Origin of the sequence: Flagellimonas pelagia (genome assembly GCF_003584135.1) — a bacterium.
GTDB lineage: Bacteria > Bacteroidota > Bacteroidia > Flavobacteriales > Flavobacteriaceae > Flagellimonas > Flagellimonas pelagia.
The window spans coordinates 64630-87500 of the sequence record NZ_QXFI01000029.1; the positions used below are offsets into that span (position 1 = coordinate 64630).

Here is a 22871-nt window from a genome sequence, read left to right on the forward strand (position 1 = left end):
CTGGAAAATTCATCAAAATGAAGGGGTTATGCCGATTTGATAAGATGGAAATGGGGACTAGACCCAGGGTTGAATTTTATTTTTGGAAAAGTAATATGATTTCTTCCCTGGATGAAATGTCTAGCTTTTTGTACAGGTTGTTGATGTGTGTCTTCACAGTACTGAGGCTCACAAAAAGAGCACTGGCAATCTCTTTGTTGCTTTTGTCCAACAAGATGTAGTGCACAATTTTTTGCTCTTGGGGTGTGAGTTTCTGTAAAAGGTCATCACTGTGGTTTTTAAGCTTGGCGCTTCGGTTGACAAAAAAGTACAGGTTCCCCAAAAGTGATAAGATCAATACCGAAAGTGTCACCCACATCCACTTGGCTATTTTGGGTTGGTTGAAACTGGCCAAGTCTTTGTCCGTGCTAATTTCGGCCTCATATTCTTGGGTAAAACCGGCTTCGGGATAGGTTTATTGTAACCGGTTGGACAATTCTTCATAATATGGGTTAACACTTACATCCTGAAGATAATGGGAATAGGTTTCGTTCCTTTTGTCCGATAAAAAATCGAAGATCAAGAGCTCAACCAAAGGTTCGTTGGCCTTTTCTCCAAAATTTTGTAGCTCGGAGAACCATTTTTTCATGTTGAGTTTTTTACTTGCCTCACTGGGGTAATCCACAAAATCATAGGCCATTTGCTCCTTCAAAATTTCCCATTCCAACAATAGGGAAGATTTTGGATTGGTGGAGTTTATGGTGCAGAGCGATTGTTCCTCGAACGAGGTGGGGAACTCAACCGTATCCGTATTGTTCGCAATGAACAGCACACTCTTGCTGTTGTTGCATTGGCCTAAAAAGTGGGCCCCAGAGGATTCTTCCGAACAGCCATCCAAATGGATGCGGTACATGCGGTTTTCAATATTGAGGTTATCGCCTTCAAAAAGAAACCTTCCCAAAGAATCCACTTCTACCTTTTTCACAATTTGGTCCAGATACACCCGTGATGATTTTCTGTAGTCCTCCACTAAGGATAAATAGATGGTGTTACCGGCATTTTCAGGCGATACTTCCCCTAAAAATCGATACTGCGCCGATAGGAATGATATTTGGAAAAGGAAGACAAAAAAACAAAACCTCATAATACAGGGATGGATGTTAAAAATAGTAGTTTTGTGTAACAAAATGCGTCATTTAGCTACCAATAAGTATCATCAATCAAAATCAAAAAAATGAGTTTCTGGAGAGTTTTGTTGGCCATACTTTTCCCTCCCCTTTCCGTAATCGGTAAAGGCTGCGGGTCAGTTCTGATTGTCCTTCTGTTGACGTTTTGTGGTTGGGTGCCCGGCGTTATCGCGGCATTGATCATTTTGAACAATCCCAACTAAAAAGCTTAATTGATTCTTGTCAACAAGGTTCCACATAGTGCAATTACTTTGGTTGCTTTATTGTGGAAGAAGGGCTATTGTGCTATTTTTAGCCCGAAAGAAGGTATGTCTGCAGTACGATATGCCATTAAACACTAACCCATGATCAGAAAAATCCAGTTGTTTGTTGGTCTTTTGGCCATTGCCCTAATCAGTTCGTGCAATTTTACTGAGGAAATCCATTTGCAGGAAAACGGCTCCGGAAAGCTTTCCATCAAATTTGATGGCTCAGATATGATGGAAATGGGAGGTGAGGAACTGGCCAAAACGGATGAGAAGGCGGTGGACAGTATCATTTCCTTCAAGGATTTTTTGGAGGAGCATAAGGACAGTATTGCTCAATTGGCACCTGAAGAACAGGCTAAATTAAAACGTTTGGAACCCTTCAACCTACACATGGTGATGAATCCCGAAAAAAAGGAAATGCTGTTCGACCTGTTCAGCGATTTTAAGGATATCAGTGAGGTGAACAATGCTTTCAATACCTTTCAGGAAGCCAGTATTCTGGGGCCGAACAGCCAAAAGGCACCTGCTTCCATGCCAGCTTCAGATCAGGCCACGGAGGTAAGCTACTCTTTTTCCAAAAACAAGTTTAGCAGAACCGCCAAGATTGTCAATGAAGAACTTTTTCAAAAACAATTGGATAGTATGCAGGGGGCGGAAATGTTCCTTTCGGGTTCTTCCTATACCCTCAAATATCACTTTCCCAAAAAAGTTAAGTCTACCACGGCCGAAGGTGCCACGTTCAGTGCAGATGGCAAGACCATGATCTACCAAGTGGACTTCTTAGATCTCATGAAAAATCCGGCATTGCTTGACCTAGAGGTAGAACTGGAAAAATAGGTTCTCAACCTTTGTCTTTGTACCTTTGTGGTATGAACAAGATAGTTGCGGTACAGGATTTGGGCTACAAGGACTATAAAGAGACCTGGGACTACCAAGAAGCTCTTTTTAAGGATGTTGTGGACACCAAGGTGAGGAACCGAAGGGAGGACACAAACGTGGAAACCCCTAATCATTTTTTGTACGTGGAGCACCCCCATGTGTATACCTTGGGCAAGAGTGGAGATATTGACAATTTGTTGGTAGATGAAAAGGTACTCGCGACTAAGGGAGCTACTTTTTACAAGATCAATCGCGGTGGGGATATTACCTATCATGGACCCGGACAGATTGTGGGCTACCCAATATTAGATCTGGATAACTTCTTCACGGACATCCACAAATACCTGCGTTTTTTGGAGGAAATGGTGATTCTAACCTTGGCCGAATATGGTATTAAAGCCGAACGCTCTCAAGGCGAAACAGGTGTTTGGTTGGATGTGGGAACACCCTTTGCCCGAAAGATTTGCGCCATGGGCATACGCGCCAGCCGCTGGGTGACCATGCACGGTTTTGCCCTGAACGTAAATGCCGATCTGGGCTATTTTGATATGATGATTCCCTGTGGCATCAAAGGCAAGGCGGTAACTTCCCTAAATGTGGAGCTCGGTAAAAAAGAAGTGGATGTAGAGGAAGTGAAAGCAAAACTCCTGAAACATTTTGCCGCTTTGTTTGAAGCGGAATTGGTGCGAACACAAGTAGGGGTATAACCTTCTGAAAATACATAACTTCACTAACTTGTGCTGAACATGATTCGGTATCTGCCGATATATTCATTTAAAAACAAGTCATACCTTTAACGGGACCTGCAATATTGTAAATTCATTCACTTTGTGGTATTTGACAATCTGAACGTTTTGTTTAACCGATAAATGAATTATGAAACTAAAATTTGTTCTAATATTCTTGCTTTTTCTGAATCAAATCAAGGCACAGCAAAGAAATCCACAGGATAGTGGCAGGCAAAATTACTTTTCAGAACTAAAGACGGCAGGAAAGTTATTTGCTGACGACTTTTATCCTAATTATGCTAAGTTTTATGCTTTGACGGAAAAAAAATTTGTTATCAAAATTGATTCTGTCAGAGAAGGGTTCAATGCAATCTTAAACAAATTTGAGCATGCCCTTGCACCTGATTTTGTCAGCGTACAACGATCGGAGATTAAATACTATTTTGATAAACTCCTTATAGATTATCCGTTGACCCATTATATTTATACTGGAAAAAAATCAAAGAAAAAATCATCAATCCATGAAATAATGAAGGGCAATCTTATCGCTCTTAACAAACCTGAGCTTTTAGGAAATTCGGATTATTTCAATTATGTCAAATCATTTTTTTCTTACGAAACTCATATTGAGCTGAAGCACCCCATATACAGAAGTCTTGATAATCAACACCTGAATGCTGTATGGAAGCTGATACCACAATTCATATCCAACCCTAAATGTCAAGACTTTTGGAAGGCCGAATATTTGTATAACCATATTGACAATAATGGAATCAAAAACATACAGAGTATTTATGAAGATTTTATATCGACTTGCGAGGACAGTGTTCTTTTGAAAAAGGTTGCTGACGTATATTCCGAAGATTTTGAAGGTAGGCGCGGACATTTAATTAAAACGTATAAAACTGTCGGGGATTTTGATTTGGACATGCATATTTTTTTGCCGGAGAGCTTAATGAAAGACAAAAAAAGGCAAGTAATTGTCTATTTTCACGGTGGAAGCTGGTCAGAAGGGAAACCAGATTGGTTTTTTTCTGCATGTGAAAGCTATGCAAAAAAAGGTTGGGTTGCTTGTGCAGTAGAATATAGAACTTACGGAAGACACGGAACATTACCTTTTGCCTCTGTTATGGATGCAAAATCGGCCATACGCTGGTTAAGGAAACACTCAATGGAATATAATATTGACCCTGATAAAATTGTAGCATCTGGGAACTCTGCTGGTGGACACTTAGTATTATGTGCGGCGTTGGCTGACAAATGGAATGAAAAAACAGATGATTTAAAATTTAGTCCCGTACCAAATGTTTTAATGATCAATTCGGGCGTTTACGATTTAACGGACCAAAATACTGCATGGATTAGAAAAGATTTAAAAAACAAAGATCTTGTAAGAGAAATTTCCCCAAACTATCTTGTTAAAAAAACCATGCCACCCACATTAATTATTCATGGGTCCGAAGATAGAAACGTCCCCTATTCAACTGCCCAAAAATTTGTAGAGGAAATGACAAAGGCGGGCAACACTACAATTGATTTTCATACATTGAAAGGAGCGGAACATTTTATTTGGTTTGACCCGAAATATTCTTCAGAAGTTTCAAAACTAAGAACTGAATTTTTAAACAGATTAGAATATTGACACAAAAATACGACGGGCAACATTAGTTGGACGTTATAGTTGGCTGACGTGCATAATTTAAGTAGATTGCCATTATTGACTTTTCTAATGAATTTGTGCCGATATTCAATGACTGCCATAACAATTCCATACTTTGAACCCATAATGCCATTTGAGCAAACCTTTAAAATCCCGATGTGCCAAATATAAAAAAACCGAGGCATTGCCTCGGTTTTTTGTTTTGCTTATGAGATAAAATTATTTGCTGAACTGCGTTAACATGGAGCTGGCCATCAGTTTGCCGCTTTTGTTGTAGGATTCTTGTTTTATCATGCCCACACCTTCGGCCAACCATACACGTGAAGGTGAGGTCTGGTTGTTCATCATCATTTTGGTTTTCGTTTCACTGTAGATCACATAACAGTCAAAAGTGCCCGCTGGTGTGGTCACGCTTTCCTTTTTTTCTACTTTGCGGTTAATGGTCTCCACGTTCATGTTCATGTTGATGGCTCCGCCCATTTTCATTTTCACGTTTACGTTGCCGTCGGGAAGAGCCTGTCCTATACTCAAATTGTTGGGCCATTCCACATCCGTTCCGGTTATATCGACTTCCATTTGGCCAAGTTGGTTTAACATCTGTTCGTTCATCAACGATTTAAAATCGACCTTTACGGCATTGCCATCACAAGTAATGTTGTATTCCGAAGAATAGGTGTTGCCCTTTTTGTCGGCGATGTCCATCACCATGGTGGCGGAAATGTTGTCCCCAGATCCATTTACGTTGGTGACCTTATAATTGATCTTTCCTTCCTCATTGCCTTTTTTGTCGTAACTGGTGTACTCAAAATTGGCACCATCTACCATGGGATAATATTGACTGCAAGAGGTTTGACCAAAGGATAGGTTCAGGGCAAAAAAGGTGGTCAGGATAAATAAAAATTTCGATTTCATGATATAGTGTCTTGGTTATAGTTTAATGAATTCCACTCGGCGGTTCTGCGATTTGCCTTCTGGCGTGCTATTGTCGCCCACAGGCTCGCTTTCCCCTTTTCCTTCGGAAACCAATCGGTCCGCACCAATACCATATACAGAGACCAAGCTATTTTTAACGGCTTCGGCCCGATCTTTGGAAAGTTTCAGGTTGTTTTCATCCGAACCATCGGCATCGGTATGCCCCACGATTTTTAATTTGATGGCCGCATCCTGTTGAAGCACTTGTGAAATCTGACGGATGATACCCATGGATTGGGGCAAAATGGTAGCCGATCCCGAATTAAATAGAATGCCATTGGTGGAGATTTTTCCTTCCGCCAATAACTTTCGACGAAGGTCTACACCACCCTCATTAATTTTAAGATTGCTGATCAGCAATCGCTCTCCATTCCCTTGTTCGTCAACCCCATTGACTTTAAACTTGAGATAGTTGATCAGTTCGGGTCTTACCACAAATTGAGGGAGATCCACAATCTTGGTCTCGTTGAGCCAAAGGCGGTAGCGGTTCTTGTTCACGGCAATAGAAACGTGTACGATGTCTTGGAATACCTCTCGCAGATCACGTTGCAGGGTATTGGTAATGGGGGAGGGATCCTTGTCAAAATCATTGTCAACTTTCACTCCCACCGCAATGTACTGACAGAAATTTAAGGTTGCCATCACGTTACTTTCACTAGTAGTCAAGTTTGGGGTTTCGGAAAGATAGATTTCTAAGGTGGCCAAGGAACTGGTATTCCGGCTCAGGTTGGTTGCCTTAAGGTCAAATTCCACTGTATAATCTTCCGGCAGTTTTCGAGGTAGGTTGGGTATGGTCAGGCTCTTGTTGGCAATGGCATACCATTTGTCGGATGAACCTTCCAGATTGACTACCTCACCAGAGCCATTGGTGTTCCATTTTGCAGGGAAATCACCGATAAAATCCTGGTTGAAATCATCGTAATAAAGGGGTTTGTCACCTGGAACAAAATCAAACTTGCTGTATACTTCCAAGGTTTTGGGGCCTGCGGAAACTTTAGTTCCTGCCACAGGTGCTTCATCGGAGCCAGGATTGTTGTTTCCGGTATTTTTATTGGTGTTGGGTGCCTGTCCTTGGCCGGAGCCTGGTTCCAAAATACTGTCTAGGGCCTGATCGGTCTTTTTGGAAGCTTCTTTGTCCACCCGTTGTTCCACGGTGCGCTCCGCCGCATTTTGGGCTTTTTTGGCCAGTTTTTTAAGAAACTGCGCCTGCGTCCCGGAACCGATAAGCAAGAATAGGGTCAAACAATAGAATAGTTTGTTGGAGGTTTTCATTTTAGTGTGTTTTGGTTTGTATCGAAAAAGCAATGCTATCGAAACTATCAAAACAATGTATTCCTACTAACCGAAAATGTATGGCCTGCTCAAAGAATTGTATAGGTCGTAAACGAAGGTCAATTCATCTTGTACACAATCAAGGAATTATCCTGATCCTTGGCCACCAATTCCAAATTTTTGTCGTTGTCCATGTCGGTAAGGTCGATCAAGGAGCTTCCAAATACCGGGAAATTGGAAATAGGTTTGGCTTGACTGTCAAAAAGATAGATTTTTTGGTTCTGGATATCGGTTACACTTACATAGATTTTGTCGTAGATATAAAAAATCTTGGGCTTGGTGTAGACCCCAAGATCCAGTTCCACTTTTCTGCCTTTTATGGTCAGAATATTGTCGTCCATGAAAACCAAGGTGTTGCTCGTGGCATACATGCCATGATCTTTGTTCATGTTAAAATTGGTGGCCGTCAATTTCCCCTTGGTATCTATTTGATGGAGCACACCTGTTTTGTTGGTCACGGAGAATTTGTTCTTATATAGGAAGACCTCATTGTTTGAAAAATCGATTTTTTCGGCCACCTTGATTCGGTCGCTTCCGGTTCTGTGCAATATTTTAAGGGTATTGTCCTCCAGTTTGAAGACTAGATAGTCCTTATTGGCCACCCTAAAATGCTGGGGAACCCCTAAAATGTTGCTCGGAGCCTCGGTGAACTTGAATCCGCCCACAATCTTTGCCTGGTTGTTGTACATGAACACCTTGCGGCCTTGTGTGATCACAAAACGGTAATCTTTTTTGCCTTCGTAATCAAAAATGGCCAAGGGATTGAGGTTGCCACCCTCAAAATCAATCTTGAAAGGAGGTACGTCCTCACCGTTCCGATCCACGATCATAAATTGGTCGTTCGTGCAAAAAGCCAACTGTAACCTTCCATTTTTGTAAATGTCCACCTGTTGGATAGGGGGTTGGATCCTGCCTTCTAGTTGTTTGGTCCATAACACTTTTCCATCTGTGGAGATAAGATACAGAACATTGTTGCGGTCCTGCACCACAATTTCTTTCTTGTTGGTCCTGTGATTGGTTACAAATTGTGGGTCTATGGCCAAGTCGGTGTCCAATTCCAAGGTAAAGAGTGGGGTAACCGTATTGCTTTCCTGTGTTTTTCCAATTTTGGAAACCAAAATATTGAAATGTGCAAAATCACTGTCTGCTACCAATTGCGATGCAAAGCTGTGTTCATCCAAGTCAACTTTTTTAATGGACTCGAACACTTCCGGGGCAAGGTCTTTCTCCGCAAAATAATCGATGCCCGAGGCGTCGGAGACAAAAAGTACACTGGACTCACTCGCCAGTGGAGCCTTCGCAGTCTTATATACGGGTGCATTGGCAAAGGATGATGTGCTTTTATAGTTGCTGATGATGGTCTGGAGTGTTTCTTTATCCTGTGCATAGATAAAGCTGTTTTCCAGAATAGTACAATAGTTGGATGCAAAGTCACGAACCAAAGGCGTAAAACTGTTTTCTATGAATTTCTTGTCGGGGAGTTCCATGATTTCGCTTCCTTGGTAGGTTTCAGCACCCGTTTTATTGGCATCCATATAATTGTAAAGACTTTCGGTGCCATAAGAACTCAAGAGCACGGCTTTTTGGTTGTTCAGATACATGACCCCAATCTCTTCTATGGTGTTGAATAGAGTGTCCACGGGTTTTATCCTATCCAAATAGGTGTTTTGGTTCTTGGCGAAAACTTGATAATCATCAAAAGTATACGAGACAATGGCTTGGGCGTTAAGAGGTGAAAATAGTGGAGTCTTGTTGGTCAACGGGGAAGTGCCCTTGAACAGGTTGATGAAATTTTTGGTGGAATCAGGTGTCATGGCGATGCCTGTGAGGCTGACCTGGTCGGAATTCGCGGTAAAATCGAGGGAAACCCATTCGGCCAGAGGACTTGGGTTTTCGTTAAGCTCTTTGGTCATGGATAGCACAGATGGCGTGGTTGCCAGATTGATGAACAAAGAGGCCGATTTGTTTCCGGAAGAAGCTTCGTACAATTTCTTTAAAGTGGGATCTATGGGATTGGCCTCTTTAGTACGGACCATGTTTTCCACAAGCAGATTGGACGAGCTAAAAACGATTTCTTTTTCCCGGGATAGACTGAACACGGAAATATCATCCAAACTGTACTTGGTAATTTGGGCATTCTGATAGGTCAAGGTTTCAACCGTCTTATTGGCGATATCTTCCACATTGAAAAGACCTGGGGATTTTTTGGCGATCAGAACAAAGTCGTAGTTGTCCTTTCCAACCTCGTAAAGGGCCAACAAACAAATGGATTCCGTTGAAAGGGATTCAAGCCCATTCAGCTTATTAAGGACATCCTTTAGATTGGAAAGCCCCTTCATTTTTTCCAAAAAGGTGTTGTTTTTCAACTCGCTTTTAAAATTGGTGAGGTTGTTGATCTTAACAATGAGTGAGGGGTTGGGTGGCAGTTGGTCCAATAAGGTGGCCTTGGTCTTTACCTCTTTGGTACACGATACAATTAAAAGGGTGAGCAAACAGAACAGGATCTTGTATCTCATTGTTGAAGTTTGAAACAAAGTTAGGATTTTTAAATATCCAGTGTCAATTGTTCGGGGAGTTGCCTAAAGCTTTTTCTGTGGTATTTGGTCAAACCGTATTGTTTAATGGCCTCCCGGTGCTCCTTGGTGGGGTATCCCTTGTTCTTTTTCCAGTTATACATGGGAAACTCCTCATGGATTTTTGCCATGTACTCGTCCCTATGGGTTTTGGCCAATACAGATGCTGCGGCTATGCTCATGTATTTTGAATCACCTTTTACAATGCATTCATGGTCGATGTTCAGATAAGGTTTAAAACGATTGCCGTCAACCAATATAAAATTAGGAGGCTGTGTCATGGAATCCAAGGCACGATGCATGGCCAGAATGGAGGCGTTCAAGATGTTGATTTCGTCAATTTCATCTTGGAAAACATGGCAGACGCCAAAGGCAATAGATTCTTTTTCAAGGATTGGTCTAAGAAAATCCCTTTTGGTTTCGGATAACTGCTTGGAGTCATTCAAGATAGGATTTTCGAAACCTTCAGGCAGTATGATGGCGGCAGCGGTAACTGGGCCAGCGAGGCATCCACGGCCCGCTTCGTCCGTTCCAGCCTCAAAAATGTCCCGATAACAAGACTTTAACATAGGGGTTAAAAATTTAACACACAGGCTGTTAAAATTGAATTTTAAGTTAAATAAATGTGAAATAATTTCTTACATAAAACATAATCAGAAGGTTACATTTTTAATAGATGTTAAAGTTAACAAAACTTAACCTAACGGACTGTTAATTTAGGCCATTCGTCGCTTGTTAATTTTTTTGTTTCTCAACTTTTTATCTAGATTTTTAGCCTTGCTAATTCAAAAAAAGTAGTACATGAGAACTAAATTTCTGTACATGCTGGTGCCTTTGTTGGTGTTATGCATGTCTTTCTCTTTTGCACAAGAGAAAACCATTTCAGGTAATGTAACAGATCAACAAGGTTTGCCATTACCTGGGGTTTCCATTGTTATTGTTGGAACGACAAATGGGACCCAAACCGATTTTGATGGTAATTATACCATTTCAGCTTCCGTTGGGCAGGTGTTGCGTTATAGCTATATCGGTCAGAAGACGGTTGAGAGCACCGTGGGTGCATCTAATACCATCAATGTTCAGATGGAAGAGGACGCCCAAGCATTGGCCGAAGTTGTGGTCACCGGTTATGGCTCAAGATCAAGAGAGCTGTCAACTTCTGCAATTTCAACCGTTTCCACTGAAAAAATTGAAGCCTTTGTTCCTTCAACCAGTGTTGATAACATACTACAGGGTCAAGCTGCCGGTGTTCAGGTAACCGCTGCCAATGGTAGACCAGGTCAAACGGCTTTTGTTACCATTAGGGGTGTGGGGTCCATTAATGCCAGTACAACACCATTATATGTTGTGGACGGAATTCCTGTCAATTCTGATTTCATCAACAATTTGAACCCAAATGACATTGAATCTTTTTCCATTCTAAAAGATGCTGCCACAGTATCCAAATATGGTTCTCGTGGTGCAAACGGTGTTGTTTTGATTACTACCAAAAAAGGTAAATCGGGAGATGCAAGAATAACCTTCAGGTCTTCATATGGTTTTGGAGAAAAGATTCCAGATCCTTTCGATTTGATGAACACATCTCAAAAGTTAGAATTGGAAAGACAATTTGCCGAATTGGGAGTGAATGCAGCTCAATCTCTTCCTGGGGCGACTGCCGATGATGCAGAAAGAAGGAGACTGATTTCTTTGGATACCAATTGGGAAGAGGAATTGCTGAGAAAGTCGCAAATACAATCAAACTCCCTGTCCGTTTCTGGAGGTGATGAAAGACTTACCTATTTCTTGTCATTGGGATATGACAAGAACACAGGTATTATTGATAGAATTGATGGTTTTGAAAGGATTACCGCCCGTTTAAATACTTCTTATCAAGCAAAGGATTGGTTGAACATAGGTGCGAACATATCCTTGTCAAGAAGCACTACGGATCTTCCTAGGGATAGGAACAATGTGCAAAACCCATTCAGGGCTATGTACGATTACAACCCTTGGGACCCATTATATTTAAGAGATGCGAACGGTGGAATTGTGACCGATGACCAAGGAGATCCGGTGTATAATCCAACAACCTCCGGTTTCCCAATTGCATTGGCTTTGCAAACAGAGCCAGAAGACAATAGAAACTTCTTGATTACAGGGAGCTTGTCCGCAGACATGAAGTTTTCCGATAAATTCTCGAACAGGTTTTCTGTGGGTGCCACAAACAATAGATACAACAGGACTGCTCGATCAATAGCTGGTGGTGTATTGAATAGTATTGTAGGGGATGCCAATTTTCCGGGAACTCAGACGGACAATTTTGCCAATACATTGCAATACAACGTGAACAACCTTTTCACGTATTCTGACACCTATGGTGAGTACCATAACTTCTCTGCCAGCTTTTTGTTGGAATATAACGAGAATATTTATACGGATCTTTTTGCCAGTAGCAGAGGGTTCCCTTCTCCAGAAATACCATATCAGGATGTTGCTGCTGAAGCGACAAGTGCGGGTTCAAGCGAAGCTAGGAGGATATTGTTCTCTCAAGGACTTTTCCTAGATTATGACTATGATAGCAAGTACATCCTTTCCGCATCCGTCAGAAGGGATGGTTCTTCAAGGTTTGGACCAGACAACAAGTATGGATATTTCTATAGTGGTAGTGCCGCATGGAACATAGCCAAAGAATCTTTCATGGAAGGCTCTTTCGTGAACGACCTTAAGCTTAGGGCTTCATATGGTACTTCCGGTAACCAGAACATTGGGGATTTTAACTACTTGGACCTTTTACAGTTTGGGACCTATAATGGTAACACAACGGCAATTCCGATCGGGGTGGGTAACCCAGAAATCCAATGGGAGTCCCAAGCTATTTTGGACGTAGGTGTTGAATTTGGATTGTTCAACAACAGAATCAGCGGGGTTGTGGATTATTATAAAAAGAACTCCAAAGACCTCTTGTTGAACCAACCTTTGTCCCAAACAGTAGGTGATGAGGATAATTCCATCGTGGCCAACATTGGAGAGATCGAGAACAGTGGTTTGGAGGTTTCTTTGAATGCAGATGTGATAAGAGGTAAGGACTTCATCTGGAGAGTTGGGGGTAACGTTGCATTTATGGACAATAAAGTGGTATCACTTGTTAATGGAGAGGATATCATCAACGGGACATTCGGCTACAATATCTTGAGTGAAGGTGAGGAAATCAACTCATTCTACACAGTGAAGTATGCCGGTGTTAACCCTGCAAACGGAGAGCCTTTGTACTATGATTTGGATGGTAACATTACCAATGAGTACAGTGCCAGCTTTAATACTATTTTAAAAGGTAAATCACCATATGCCAATATTGAAGGAGGATTCTTTACTTCTGTGAGATGGCATGGTTTTGGACTTAGAGCGGATTTTGTAGGTAAAGGAGGCAACTACATCCTTAACTTCCAGAGACAATCGGGTATTTCAATTGGGAACATTGACAGCAACCAACGAGTGGAAGCATTCAATTACTGGAAACAACCAGGAGACACCAATGTACTGCCAAGTCCATTGTACCAAGGTACCGCGGACCAAGATAGTGATAGATGGTTGGAGAGAGGTGACTATATCAGATTAAGGACCCTGACATTTGACTACAGTTTACCTAACAAGTTTTTGGATGGTACCGGTTTGGATGCCGTTAGGTTCTTTGCCACTGGTCAGAATCTTTTCACCATTACCGAATATAACGGAGATCCTGAAATTGGTATTGGATCCAACGAAAGTTCCGCCGCTGGTAGCCAAGGATTCATTCCTGGAGCATTTTCGTTGTTCAGCTATCCACAGACCAGATCATACACCTTTGGAGTAGAAATAGGATTTTAAAAAAGAAATTGATATGAAAAATAAGTTATATACATATGGTTTGTTATTGTTCACGTCAGCTACTTTGTTGGTGTCGTGTGATGATGAACTGAACGATTTGCAGCCTTTTACCGAAGGTAACCCCGAAACATTTTTTAATAGTGTTTCCAGCTTCCAGAATGGGGTTGATGGGATTTACAGCCAGTTTTGGAACTATTATTCAAGTCCTGGTTCAGGATTACAGGGTATCCCGGATATCCTTTCTGATAACGTGGTCCTTGCCCAAACAGGTCGTAGATCCAATGAGGTATACTATGATTTTAGGTATAACCCGAACACAGGTGGTGCCATTTCACTTTATTGGAGCGAGGCTTATGAGGCGGTTAATGCAGCCAACTTGATTATTGGTCAAATTGACAATTTGACGGATGGACCTGAGAAAGATAATATTTTGGGTCAGGCTTTGGCCGCTCGTGCCATTGCACATTTCGATTTGGTCAGGATTTTTGGGAAGATACCTACCCAGAGTGCTGATGCCAACGATTCTCCGGGTATTGTTTACGTTAAGGTAGAGGATGGCGATACAGGTGATCCCTTTGCACAACCTGCAAGGGAGACTGTGGCTAGTAACTATGCCGAGATTATCGGAGACTTGGAGGCTGCAAGTCAGTTGATTGCGGATAGCAATGGAGAAGGTCGCTTGGATAGGGATGCCGTATATGGTATGCTTTCAAGGGTTTATCTATACAATGGTGAATACCAAAAAGTGATCAATGCCGCCAATGAGGTGACCACAGCTGTGGTAGATGCCAATGAGGCCGGTGCCTTGTTGGATGTTTATGAAGATACCGATAATGATGGTGTCATCATGGAATGGTCCGTAAATACTTCGTCAGAATCTGGATTCAATAATGTGGGGGTACTATATAGTCAAACGACTCCTCCTAACACCGTTTTGGAGTATGCCGTTGAGTATGATTTCTTCAATAATTTGGATGCCAATGATTTGAGAAGGGAAGTGATCCAGTATGATGCTACCAATCAAGGAAACAGCTATAATGCCATTAGAAAGTTCTTGGGTGAGACCGGTCAGGTTAATGGCAGGGTAGACATCAAAGTGCTTAGGGCGGCTGAGGTATTGTTGAACAAGGCCGAAGCCCAGTTCGAATTGAACCAGCCAGGAAATGCACTGGCAACCTTGGATCTTTTGAGGGCCAAGCGTTACAGCTCCTTCACGGGAGGTGAAAGCGGACAAGCCTTGGAAGATGCAATCCAATATGAAAGAAGGGTTGAGCTTTGTTTTGAGGGCCACAGGTTTTTCGATATTAAACGTAGAGGGGAGTCCATGGTTCGTTCCAATAACGGAGATTTGCAGGATGGAACAGGTACCCCAGCGGAAGTGTTGACCTTGCCTGCTGGTGATTACAGGTTCCAGTTCCCTATCCCAACAGCAGAGATCAATGCTAACCCTAACATGGTTCAGAACCCTAACTACTAACAGATAATGACATATAAAATGAAAAATATATTCAGAACATTGGGAATCCTTTTTGTGGGGTTTCTTTTGGTCACGTCTTGTGAAAAGAACGAGGATCCTACCATTGACTTTGGTGAAGGGTATGTGCAGTTGAACTCTACAACTGGTTCAATCCCTGAGAATAGTTCAAGTCCGATTGTAACAACAGTTTTGTTGGGTAATGATGGGACCAATCCAAATGGTGTTACGGTAAATTTTACCGTAACATCTTCGGATGATTCTAGATTTACAGTTACCCCTTCAAATGGGACTGTTGAGATTCCGGCCGGAGAGTTTTCTGCTGATATCCTTGTTCAACCATTGGATAATCTAGATGCTGACGGTGATGTTGAAATTACTATTGAGTTATCAACTAGTTCGGATCTGCCTATTGGAATAGCAGGTCAAGGATTGGTAGCAACATCTAGGGACATAGTAATCACGGATAACGATTGTCCTACTGTGTATTCTTCTAAATATGCTGTAAATGTTTATGCATTTGATGAAGAGGCTCCATCTCATAGTGTTGATTTGGTTCCGGTTCCAGGAACTGATAATCAATTTACGATTGAGTCTTCTTGGGGACCAAGCTTTGTGGCTTGGGCTACAGGAAGTGCAAGCTATGAAGGACTATACCTTTATTCCGGGACTATTACTGTGAATGATGACTTTACGGTCGACTTCGTAGGAGATGATTCATGGGGAACTGGAGGCAGTGGTACCTATACTGCATGTGGTGATAGGTTTGAAATAACTTTAACACAAGCACTGTTCTCAGGAGGTTTTACCGTAGACATAGTTATGGTCGGACAGTAATTGCAGAATCTTACTCATGAAAATAAAAAGGCACCTGTAATAAAACAGGTGCCTTTTTAATTTTTCCGTGTTTCATAACTAAAGCTTGGAAATGATATTTTCGTTGTAATAATCCATCAGTTTTATGGCATCATCCACATGGTTCAATTTTAAATTGTTTGTTTTTACAAAATCCTGCACTTTATCCTTTCCAAGGATTTTGTAGAATTCATTTTTTCTTAAATAAATTTTTGTTGCAGGTTCCTCATCAATCTGAATATAATAGGCACTTACGTCAATGTATCTAGGGGGGACCAACCGATCGTAACTTGTGGAGGGAGTCCTTCCTCTTCTTAGCTTTTTCTCAGGTTTAAAGAGTAAGGTGGCCCTGCCGTTGTTCATGGCAATAAAATACCCCGTTCTTACAGATTCATTGTCGTCATCCTTGTATGGCAGCAATTTGTAAAGTTTGTTTCCTATGCTTACCGATATATTTTTCCGTTTAAGTACAGAAGTGTACTCAGAATTGCCCCTTTGCAATTCTATTTCACTATTGGAAGCATTATATCGTAGGTTGCCCACTATTTTTTCCTGGCCATTCATATATATTTTGCCACGCTTGAATTCTTCCTCAAAATAGGGAGACCCTTCCGTTTTGACCTTTGAAAGGTCAATTTCCTTTGTTTGATAGGAAACCACCGCAGTTTCGTCTGGATTGGTGAAATTAACTTGGGCCAATCCAGTTGAAAATATTAATAAAGTCAGTGCATTTAGTTTGTAATTCATTCTTTTAAGTCCTTGATTTTATTGATTGTTCATGAAAGCAAATTATCTCGCAATAAGCAATTTTTACCTGAGGTTCATTGTTATAGTCTTCTTAATGTTATCCTAAAATTACATCTACCTGGATCAGTTCTGCTAACGAGTGGTTTAATATTGATTCTTGATGAGCCCTATCCATGGCTTTTGCAGGTAAGGTTTGGTATTTTGATATAAGGTTCGGGGACATTCGTTTATTTATCGCCTATCGTTTCAGTGCCAATTAAAATTCACATTTCTTTAGAAACAAAACTTTTTACCTTTGCCAGACCAAAACTGTGGAATGAGATTTTTATTTTTTGTACTACTCTTTTTTCTTGGCAATGCCATTTTTGCGCAACAGGATTCGGTCCCACCATCTAGAAAGTCTGTTGATACTGGGGTGCTCTCAAGGAATGTTTCAATGTCCAGTGATACATTGAGAAAAAATTCTTCACTAAGAGGATTTAAAAAAAACGATTCCATTACTGTAAAGAATTACAAGATTGTTTCGTATCTCAGGGATACCACGTATTTGGATACCACACTTACCATACGAAAGGAATATAAGTACAACTATTTGCGGACGGATGATTTTGAACTGATGCCCTTTGCCAACATGGGGCAGCAGTATAATGAACTGGGAAAGGATTTTTCACATGTGCCCTACTATCCACGGATCGGTGCTACGGCAAAGAATTATGGGTATGCCGAAAAAGAGGATATCAAATATTACAATGTGCCCACCCCGATGACAGAACTTATGTTCAAGACTACCATGGAACAGGGTCAGTTTTTGGATGCCCTGCTTACGTTCAACCTATCAAGGAGGTTCAATGCTTCTGTTGCCTATACCGGATTTAGGTCATTGGGAAAATATAGGTACGAACAAGCTCAGGACGGAAAGTTTCGGGTAACCTTCAATTATGTTACCGAAAATGGAAGGTATGACATCCGCGGTCATATCGCTGCACAGGAACTGGAAGATGAAGAAAGTGGTGGGTTGGAAGACAGAAGTCAATTTGAGGACGATGTGACGGGAGATTTTCAGGATAGGGCCAAAATAGACCTCTTGTACACCAATGCTGGTAATAGAATCTTAGGGAAACGTTATTTTTTGGATCAACGCTTTAAATTGGTCAACCATAAAAAGGATTCCACGGATCTAGATCCCACTTCGTTGGCTATTGGTCATGAATTCAGTTATGAGACCAAAATGTACGACTTTGAGCAATTGAAACAGAACGATGCTTTAGGGGAAGACCCATTTTTGGTGCCCATAGAAGATAGGGCCCGATTGAAGACCATGTTCAATAAAGGGAGTATTGAGTTTTCCAATAGGACTTTGGGGCGATTAACGGGGAATGTGAGCCTGTTCAATTACGATTACTATTTCAATAGTATTTTGATTACCGAAGAAGGTACCATCCAGAATAGGTTGCAAGGGGAAGAAATTTCCGTTGGAGGATCCTATTACAATAAGATCGGTCCCCTTTCCCTCAAGGGAAACATCAACTATACCGTTTCAGGGGACCTTACCGGTAACAATTTTGATGCCATGGCAAGTTATAGGCTCAATGAAAGCAATACGGTTATAGGGGCCATACACGCATCTTCCCGCATGCCGGATTTTAACTACCTGCTCTACCAAAGTGATTACAGGAACTTTAATTGGCAGAACAATGACACTTTTGAAAACATAAGGACCCAGAACATCAAATTCGGATTCGACTCCAAATGGTTGGGACTATTGGAAGCCGAATATAGTGCCATTGACAATTATACCTATTTCGCTTCCACGGCCACCCAGGAGCAGATAGACAATGCACAGGAAACAGCATTTGTGAAGCCTTTCCAAGAGTCGTCAACGATCAATCATTTAAAGGTAAAATATACAAAGGAACTGAAATGGCGTAAATGGGCCCTCATGAATACCGTAATGTATCAGGATGTTACCCAGGACAACCAAGTGCTTAATTTACCGCAAGTGGTCACTAGGAATACGCTATACTTTTCAAGTGATGTATTCAAAAAAGCCATGTTCTTGCAGACAGGTGTAACCTTTAAATATTTTACGTCTTATAATATGAATGCCTACAACCCATTGCTGGGGGAATTCTACATTCAGAACAATGAAGAATTGGGCGGATATCCCTTGTTGGATGTTTTTATCAATGCCAAAGTGAGACAAACACGGATTTATTTTAAGGCGGAACATTTAAATTCCATCTTTTCACAGCCCAATTACTACTCGGCGCCGAACTATCCTTATCGCGATTTTGTGATTAGGTTTGGACTCGTTTGGAATTTTTTCTCATAATTTTTTCGGGAATTTTTTTTGAATGGATATTGAAAAACAAGCGGTTAAGATTTTGATGTTTTTTTTTCAAAAAAAATATCCGAAAACATTTTGTGGAGTCGGAATAACGTTCTTATATTTGCACCCGCTTAGCTGATGAGGCAGGGCGTTTTCGAGAGGGGGATTGGTCGGGATGGCCGATTTTTTTTTCGGGAAAAACAAGAAGAAGTTCATATGCATATTGTAACGACAGCGTAAAGAGAATAAGAACCATTTTGATGCGGGGGCCCGGATATTTCCGGGTGTCGGACAGACATTCAAGGAAATACAATGAAGAGTTTGATCCTGGCTCAGGATGAACGCTAGCGGCAGGCCTAACACATGCAAGTCGAGGGGTAGAGGGTGCTTGCACCCTTGAGACCGGCGCACGGGTGCGGAACGCGTATGGAACCTGCCCCTGTCAGGGGAATAGCCCAGGGAAACTTGGATTAATGCCCCATGGTATCCATGTATCGCATGATATGTGGATTAAAGATTTATCGGACAGGGATGGCCATGCGTACCATTAGCTGGTTGGTGAGGTAACGGCTTACCAAGGCAACGATGGTTAGGGGCCCTGAGAGGGGGATCCCCCACACTGGTACTGAGACACGGACCAGACTCCTACGGGAGGCAGCAGTGAGGAATATTGGACAATGGTCGGAAGACTGATCCAGCCATGCCGCGTGCAGGATGACGGCCCTATGGGTTGTAAACTGCTTTTATACGGGAAGAAACCCACCTACGTGTAGGTGGCTGACGGTACCGTAAGAATAAGGACCGGCTAACTCCGTGCCAGCAGCCGCGGTAATACGGAGGGTCCGAGCGTTATCCGGAATCATTGGGTTTAAAGGGTCCGTAGGCGGGCCTGTAAGTCAGGGGTGAAAGTTTGTGGCTCAACCATAAAATTGCCTTTGATACTGCAGGTCTTGAGTCATGGTGGGGTTGCCGGAACATGTGGTGTAGCGGTGAAATGCATAGATATCACATAGAACACCGATCGCGAAGGCAGGTGACCAACCATGTACTGACGCTGATGGACGAAAGCGTGGGTAGCGAACGGGATTAGATACCCCGGTAGTCCACGCCGTAAACGATGGATACTAGCTGTGGGGCATTCGTGCTCCGTGGCCAAGCGAAAGTGATAAGTATCCCACCTGGGGAGTACGTTCGCAAGAATGAAACTCAAAGGAATTGACGGGGGCCCGCACAAGCGGTGGAGCATGTGGTTTAATTCGATGATACGCGAGGAACCTTACCAGGGCTTAAATGCAGGCTGCATGGGGTGGAGACATCCCTTTCTTCGGACTGCCTGCAAGGTGCTGCATGGTTGTCGTCAGCTCGTGCCGTGAGGTGTCAGGTTAAGTCCTATAACGAGCGCAACCCCTGCCGTTAGTTGCCAGCATGTAAAGATGGGGACTCTAACGGGACTGCCGGTGCAAACCGTGAGGAAGGTGGGGACGACGTCAAATCATCACGGCCCTTACGTCCTGGGCCACACACGTGCTACAATGGCCGGTACAGAGGGAAGCCACCCCGCAAGGGGGCGCGGATCTATAAAACCGGTCACAGTTCGGATCGGGGTCTGCAACTCGACCCCGTGAAGCTGGAATCGCTAGTAATCGGATATCAGCCATGATCCGGTGAATACGTTCCCGGGCCTTGTACACACCGCCCGTCAAGCCATGGAAGCCGGGAGTGCCTGAAGTCCGTCACCGCAAGGAGCGGCCTAGGGCAAAATCGGTAACTAGGGCTAAGTCGTAACAAGGTAGCCGTACCGGAAGGTGCGGCTGGAACACCTCCTTTCTAGAGAAAGAGACGCCCGGAGGTTGTTCGGGCCCCGCACGAGGTGGTCCTTTACCTTTATGCTGTCGTTTTACAATGTGTTTTTTGATATACTGGCAAATTTTTAGGCCAAGACAGTCTCATAGCTCAGCTGGTTAGAGCGCTACACTGATAATGTAGAGGTCGGCAGTTCGAGTCTGCCTGAGACTACGATGAAAGGTTCATTGAGTATTGAAAGGAAATTCTGGAAGTTGAGACACCAGTTGTTGGTTCTTGGTTGATGGTTGATGGAAATTACGATCAACGAACAACGAACAACAATCAACTAGACTGGGGAATTAGCTCAGCTGGCTAGAGCGCCTGCCTTGCACGCAGGAGGTCAAGGGTTCGACTCCCTTATTCTCCACATTTTCCCCGCGGATGCGGGGATCCCGAAGGGGCGACACCGATCAAGGTCGGTAATTTCCCGGAGGGATGCCAAATCAAGTTTGGCACAAAAGTTCATTGACATATTGGGACGGAGCGTGATGATTAGGTTCATCATGGCGAAGTCAAAAGAAGAAACACGAAGTAGAATAGAATATATAAGGATTACGAGAGGGCATCCGTACTTGGTACGGGTGCGACAAGCAAAAGAAGGGCGTATGGGGGATGCCTAGGCTCTCAGAGGCGACGAAGGACGCGATAAGCTGCGAAAATCCACGGGGAGCTGCACATGAGCTTTGATCCGTGGGTGTCCGAATGGGGCAACCCGGCAGGTTGAAGGCCTGTCACACCGCAAGGTGGGCGAACCCGCTGAACTGAAACATCTAAGTAGGCGGAGGAAGAGAAAACAAGAGTGATTCCGAGAGTAGTGGCGAGCGAAATCGGAACAGCCCAAACCAACGTTGTCTCGGCAATGTTGGGGTTGTAGGACCACGATGTTCTTTGCGCGACGAACTGGAACCCTTTGGAAAGAGGGGCCGTAGACGGTGATAGCCCGGTACAGGCAAGGAGCGTTAAAGATAGTGGTATCCTGAGTAGCGCGGGGCACGTGAAACCCTGTGTGAATCCGGCGGGACCATCCGCCAAGGCTAAATACTCCTGGGAGACCGATAGTGAACCAGTACCGTGAGGGAAAGGTGAAAAGAACCGTGAACAACGGAGTGAAAAAGACCCTGAAACCATACGCCTACAAGCGGTCGGAGTCCCGTTTACGGGATGACGGCGTGCCTTTTGCATAATGAGCCTACGAGTTACTTTTACCGGCAAGGTTAAGCACTTATGGTGCGCAGCCGCAGCGAAAGCGAGTCTGAACAGGGCGCTCTAGTCGGTAGTAGTAGACGCGAAACCGTGCGATCTACCCATGGGCAGGTTGAAGCTGTGGTAACACATAGTGGAGGACCGAACCCGTTGACGTTGAAAAGTCTTGGGATGACCTGTGGGTAGGGGTGAAAGGCCAATCAAGCTCGGAAATAGCTCGTACTCCCCGAAATGCATTTAGGTGCAGCGTCCTGATAGTTATATAGAGGTAGAGCTACTGATTGGATGCGGGGGCTTCACCGCCTACCAATTCCTGACAAACTCCGAATGCTATATAATGTTTCAGGGCAGTGAGGGCATGGGTGCTAAGGTCCATGTCCGAGAGGGAAAGAACCCGGACCATCAGCTAAGGTCCCCAAATATGTGCTAAGTTGACAAAACGCGGTGGGACTGCATTGACAGCCAGGATGTTGGCTTGGAAGCAGCCATCCATTTAAAGAGTGCGTAACAGCTCACTGGTCGAGCGGTCCCGCATGGATAATGATCGGGCATAAGCACATTACCGAAGCTATGGACTCCAAGGAGTGGTAGGGGAGCATTCCGTTCTGCGTTGAAGCGGGCCTGCGAGGTCCCGTGGAGCGTACGGAAACGAAAATGTAGGCATAAGTAACGATAATGCGGGCGAGAAACCCGCACGCCGAAAGACCAAGGTTTCCCCGGCCATGCTAATCAGCCGGGGGTCAGTCGGGACCTAACACGAACCCGGAAGGGGCAGTGGATGGACAAGCGGTTAATATTCCGCTACCCGCAATGCGACAAAAGTGACGGGGCGCCATAGTTGGTGCGTGCTGACGGAATAGCACGTTGAACCTTCGGGGATAGTACACCAAGGCCACGGCCGCGGTGATAATCCAGCGGAGGCGCCTCCAAGAAAAGCGAGCATTGCGGCCCGTACCGTAAACCGACACAGGTGGTCGGGATGAGAATTCTAAGGCGCTCGAGAGATTCATGGTT

15 protein-coding genes, 2 tRNA genes and 2 rRNA genes (1 of these 19 running past the window's edge) are annotated in these 22871 nt (G+C 43.4%); 12 read left to right on the top strand and 7 right to left on the bottom strand.

Annotation, left to right across the window (positions count from 1 at the left end):
• Positions 1–76 precede the first annotated feature (76 nt).
• Together D2V05_RS12895 and D2V05_RS12900 are read right to left on the bottom strand one after the other, a co-directional pair.
• On the bottom strand, positions 77–358 hold the full coding sequence (locus D2V05_RS12895; protein WP_147378278.1) for a response regulator transcription factor: 282 nt from the start codon (positions 356–358) through the stop codon (positions 77–79).
• A gap of 96 nt (positions 359–454) precedes the next feature.
• A complete protein-coding gene (locus tag D2V05_RS12900; RefSeq protein WP_119648059.1) occupies positions 455–1123 on the bottom strand; it encodes a hypothetical protein in 669 nt (222 codons plus the stop codon).
• 90 nt (positions 1124–1213) lie between these two features.
• Here D2V05_RS12900 and D2V05_RS12905 point away from each other — a divergent pair, with 90 nt between their 5' ends.
• The 4 genes from D2V05_RS12905 (at position 1214) to D2V05_RS12920 (ending at position 4663) form a co-directional block, all read left to right on the top strand.
• Positions 1214–1369, top strand: coding sequence for a YqaE/Pmp3 family membrane protein (locus D2V05_RS12905; RefSeq protein ID WP_119639993.1), 156 nt, complete (start codon positions 1214–1216; stop codon positions 1367–1369).
• A 141-nt stretch (positions 1370–1510) separates the two neighbouring features.
• Positions 1511–2251, top strand: a complete 741-nt coding sequence (locus D2V05_RS12910; protein WP_235855458.1) for a hypothetical protein — start codon at positions 1511–1513, stop codon at positions 2249–2251.
• A 32-nt stretch (positions 2252–2283) separates the two neighbouring features.
• Positions 2284–3000 carry a lipoyl(octanoyl) transferase LipB gene (gene lipB, locus D2V05_RS12915; protein WP_119648060.1) on the top strand — a complete coding sequence of 239 codons (717 nt, stop codon included), beginning with the start codon at positions 2284–2286 and terminating at the stop codon, positions 2998–3000.
• A gap of 169 nt (positions 3001–3169) precedes the next feature.
• Positions 3170–4663 carry an alpha/beta hydrolase gene (locus tag D2V05_RS12920; RefSeq protein ID WP_119648061.1) on the top strand — a complete coding sequence of 498 codons (1494 nt, stop codon included), beginning with the start codon at positions 3170–3172 and terminating at the stop codon, positions 4661–4663.
• Positions 4664–4900: 237 nt separating this feature from the next.
• Here the strand turns inward: D2V05_RS12920 and D2V05_RS12925 are convergent, their stop codons facing one another.
• From D2V05_RS12925 to D2V05_RS12940, 4 genes are all read right to left on the bottom strand, one after another.
• Positions 4901–5593, bottom strand: coding sequence for a TapB family protein (locus tag D2V05_RS12925; RefSeq protein ID WP_119648062.1), 693 nt, complete (start codon positions 5591–5593; stop codon positions 4901–4903).
• A gap of 15 nt (positions 5594–5608) precedes the next feature.
• Complete coding sequence (locus D2V05_RS12930) at positions 5609–6925, bottom strand: OmpA family protein (RefSeq protein ID WP_119648063.1); 1317 nt, start codon at positions 6923–6925, stop codon at positions 5609–5611.
• Positions 6926–7044: 119 nt separating this feature from the next.
• Positions 7045–9501, bottom strand: a complete 2457-nt coding sequence (locus D2V05_RS12935; protein ID WP_119648064.1) for a ribonuclease HII — start codon at positions 9499–9501, stop codon at positions 7045–7047.
• Between the two features lie 29 nt (positions 9502–9530).
• Positions 9531–10127: a ribonuclease HII gene (locus D2V05_RS12940; RefSeq protein ID WP_119648065.1), complete on the bottom strand. Its 597-nt coding sequence runs from the start codon at positions 10125–10127 to the stop codon at positions 9531–9533.
• Between the two features lie 232 nt (positions 10128–10359).
• On the opposite strand from D2V05_RS12940, the gene D2V05_RS12945 reads away from it, so the two are divergent.
• The 3 genes from D2V05_RS12945 to D2V05_RS12955 are packed head-to-tail and all read left to right on the top strand — an operon-like array spanning position 10360 to position 15715.
• Entirely contained in the window at positions 10360–13404 is a 3045-nt protein-coding gene (locus D2V05_RS12945; protein ID WP_119648066.1) for a SusC/RagA family TonB-linked outer membrane protein, read from the top strand.
• A gap of 13 nt (positions 13405–13417) precedes the next feature.
• Positions 13418–14881: a RagB/SusD family nutrient uptake outer membrane protein gene (locus D2V05_RS12950; protein WP_119648067.1), complete on the top strand. Its 1464-nt coding sequence runs from the start codon at positions 13418–13420 to the stop codon at positions 14879–14881.
• An 18-nt stretch (positions 14882–14899) separates the two neighbouring features.
• Positions 14900–15715, top strand: coding sequence for a hypothetical protein (locus tag D2V05_RS12955; protein WP_147378279.1), 816 nt, complete (start codon positions 14900–14902; stop codon positions 15713–15715).
• A gap of 78 nt (positions 15716–15793) precedes the next feature.
• Here D2V05_RS12955 and D2V05_RS12960 read toward each other — a convergent pair whose 3' ends face one another.
• Entirely contained in the window at positions 15794–16480 is a 687-nt protein-coding gene (locus tag D2V05_RS12960) for a hypothetical protein (protein ID WP_119648069.1), read from the bottom strand.
• A gap of 316 nt (positions 16481–16796) precedes the next feature.
• Between D2V05_RS12960 and D2V05_RS12965 the strand changes: the two genes are divergently transcribed.
• The 5 genes from D2V05_RS12965 to D2V05_RS12985 form a co-directional block, all read left to right on the top strand.
• Positions 16797–18812: a putative porin gene (locus D2V05_RS12965; protein WP_183114834.1), complete on the top strand. Its 2016-nt coding sequence runs from the start codon at positions 16797–16799 to the stop codon at positions 18810–18812.
• A 306-nt stretch (positions 18813–19118) separates the two neighbouring features.
• Positions 19119–20636, top strand: a 16S ribosomal RNA gene (locus tag D2V05_RS12970).
• Positions 20637–20751: 115 nt separating this feature from the next.
• Positions 20752–20825: transfer RNA gene (locus D2V05_RS12975), tRNA-Ile, on the top strand.
• A 122-nt stretch (positions 20826–20947) separates the two neighbouring features.
• Positions 20948–21021, top strand: a tRNA-Ala gene (locus tag D2V05_RS12980).
• A 216-nt stretch (positions 21022–21237) separates the two neighbouring features.
• A 23S ribosomal RNA gene (locus D2V05_RS12985) occupies positions 21238–22871 on the top strand; it runs 1186 nt beyond the window's last position.
• Together the 16S and 23S rRNA genes with 2 tRNA genes alongside form the textbook arrangement of a ribosomal RNA operon.

Coding starts and splice junctions, on each gene's coding strand:
- D2V05_RS12955 (WP_147378279.1), top strand. CDS start 14,900: ATGAAAAATATATTCAGAACATTGGGAATCCTTTTTGTGGGGTTTCTT.
- D2V05_RS12965 (WP_183114834.1), top strand. CDS start 16,797: ATGAGATTTTTATTTTTTGTACTACTCTTTTTTCTTGGCAATGCCATT.
- D2V05_RS12920 (WP_119648061.1), top strand. CDS start 3,170: ATGAAACTAAAATTTGTTCTAATATTCTTGCTTTTTCTGAATCAAATC.
- D2V05_RS12910 (WP_235855458.1), top strand. CDS start 1,511: ATGATCAGAAAAATCCAGTTGTTTGTTGGTCTTTTGGCCATTGCCCTA.
- D2V05_RS12935 (WP_119648064.1), bottom strand. CDS start 9,501: ATGAGATACAAGATCCTGTTCTGTTTGCTCACCCTTTTAATTGTATCG.
- D2V05_RS12950 (WP_119648067.1), top strand. CDS start 13,418: ATGAAAAATAAGTTATATACATATGGTTTGTTATTGTTCACGTCAGCT.
- D2V05_RS12905 (WP_119639993.1), top strand. CDS start 1,214: ATGAGTTTCTGGAGAGTTTTGTTGGCCATACTTTTCCCTCCCCTTTCC.
- lipB (WP_119648060.1), top strand. CDS start 2,284: ATGAACAAGATAGTTGCGGTACAGGATTTGGGCTACAAGGACTATAAA.
- D2V05_RS12960 (WP_119648069.1), bottom strand. CDS start 16,480: ATGAATTACAAACTAAATGCACTGACTTTATTAATATTTTCAACTGGA.
- D2V05_RS12945 (WP_119648066.1), top strand. CDS start 10,360: ATGAGAACTAAATTTCTGTACATGCTGGTGCCTTTGTTGGTGTTATGC.
- D2V05_RS12895 (WP_147378278.1), bottom strand. CDS start 358: ATGTGGGTGACACTTTCGGTATTGATCTTATCACTTTTGGGGAACCTG.
- D2V05_RS12940 (WP_119648065.1), bottom strand. CDS start 10,127: ATGTTAAAGTCTTGTTATCGGGACATTTTTGAGGCTGGAACGGACGAA.
- D2V05_RS12925 (WP_119648062.1), bottom strand. CDS start 5,593: ATGAAATCGAAATTTTTATTTATCCTGACCACCTTTTTTGCCCTGAAC.
- D2V05_RS12900 (WP_119648059.1), bottom strand. CDS start 1,123: ATGAGGTTTTGTTTTTTTGTCTTCCTTTTCCAAATATCATTCCTATCG.
- D2V05_RS12930 (WP_119648063.1), bottom strand. CDS start 6,925: ATGAAAACCTCCAACAAACTATTCTATTGTTTGACCCTATTCTTGCTT.